This window comes from Bradyrhizobium sp. 139, assembly GCF_023074175.1.
Classification (GTDB): Bacteria; Pseudomonadota; Alphaproteobacteria; order Rhizobiales; family Xanthobacteraceae; genus Bradyrhizobium.
In genome coordinates, this window is the sequence record NZ_JADPKS010000160.1 from 1 (window position 1) to 1,401 (window position 1,401).

A 1,401-nucleotide genomic window follows, 5' to 3' on the forward strand; every position below is an offset into this window, starting at 1 on the left:
GCAACGCGCTACGACAAACTTGCCAGAAACTTCTTAGCTGCCGTCCACCTCGCCGCCATCGTCGCCTATTGGATCAATTGAGTCTGAACCCTAGTTCTCTGGATGAGAGCCAGCTCACGCTCGATGTCCTCGACCTGCTGGTCCAATTCCTTCAGTTGGTTCACGAGAGCGGCGAGTGCCAGACGAGCATTGGCTGGTAACGCCAGGGCCTCGTCATCCAATAAGTCCACCAGACCGTCCACCCGTTGCCGGCCTTGCCCGACAATGATTCCGAACTCAGCGAAGTGAGCTCGAATGGCACAAGCCGTCATGGTTCTCTGGCGGACCAGCAGGCCTCTTGCGCGATGAAGCATCAGGAAGCCTTGGTTCTCGACGCTCTTGATCGGAACGAACCTCATATTGGGGCGGGTCACCGCTTCGCAGATCGCGGCCGCGTCGGCGGCGTCGTTCTTTGCTCCTCGCCGCACATAAGGTTTTACATAGGCAGGCGGAATCAATCTCACCTCGTGTCCAAACCGCTGAATCTCCCGTGCCCAGTGGTGAGCGGTGGCGCAGGCTTCGATGCCGACCAGACACGGCTCGATCGAGGAGAAGAACGACACGATCTCGCCTCGCCGGAGGCGTTGGCGGCTGGTTATTTGGCCCTTGCTGTCAACTGCATGGACGTGAAATACGTGCTTCGAAATATCCAACCCAATTGTCGCGATTTCCATGGTGAATTGCTCCTGTTACCGGGTTCGTCCATCCATCGCCAGTATATCGCCGCCGCGGAGGGAGCGGGGTCGTCTTCCCCATCAACGGCCGGCTCCGGGATGAATTGCTGAACGAGACGCTGTTCGCGTCGCTGGCTCAGGCCCGCGCCGCGCTCGGATGCTGGCGCGCCGATTATAACCACACACGACCGCACTCGCAGCTCGGATGGAAGACGCCGTCCGAGTTCGCCTTCACCTGCCACCCGCGCCGGGATCTGGCGCTGCGCTATGCCGAAGGCTCCGCGCCAGCTCCCGTCGCTACCACCGCCCAACTGGGCAAATCCAACGGCTTGAGCGAACTCAGAACTGGATAAAATCTGGGGGCAAGGTCACCATCACCGTTATTCGCTCTCACCGTGCCATTGTGCAGTTCCGATGGAGCTGGCTGAATACCGCAAATTGAGCTCAGATTCATACTCAGCTTAGTCTAAGGCGAGGCGTTTCCATTATGGGCAGGAGGCCCGTGGAGCTAATCCTCTGAAATTCTGTGCTAACCTCCAAAAATCGCTGAATTTCTGCGCTGCTTCGCCATCTGCGTAGCAAGTTAGTACTGCTCTTCCGACTACAAAGATGCATCCAACGAGGAGATTGCAAATGAAGGTCGGTGTTCCCAAGGAAATCAAGACACACGAATATCGCGTGGGTCTGA

1 protein-coding gene and 2 pseudogenes are annotated in these 1,401 nt (G+C 57.7%); 2 read left to right on the forward strand and 1 reads right to left on the reverse strand.

Translation table 11 applies throughout. The features are described 5' to 3' along the window. A pseudogene (locus IVA80_RS34325) lies at positions 1–81 on the forward strand (IS5/IS1182 family transposase); the annotation flags it as partial. Here the strand turns inward: IVA80_RS34325 and IVA80_RS34330 are convergent. Then, positions 66–713, reverse strand: a complete 648-nt coding sequence (locus IVA80_RS34330) for an IS110 family transposase (protein ID WP_346348056.1) — start codon at positions 711–713, stop codon at positions 66–68. The pseudogene IVA80_RS34325 and the gene IVA80_RS34330 sit on opposite strands and share 16 nt — an antisense overlap. Positions 714–796: 83 nt before the next feature. Between IVA80_RS34330 and IVA80_RS34335 the strand changes: the two are divergent. Then, positions 797–1,066, forward strand: a pseudogene (locus IVA80_RS34335) (transposase); the annotation flags it as partial. Positions 1,067–1,401: the final 335 nt, after the last annotated feature.

Excerpts from the sequence above, each read along its gene's own strand:
- IVA80_RS34330 (WP_346348056.1), bottom strand. The coding sequence starts at position 713 with ATGGAAATCGCGACAATTGGGTTGGATATTTCGAAGCACGTATTTCAC.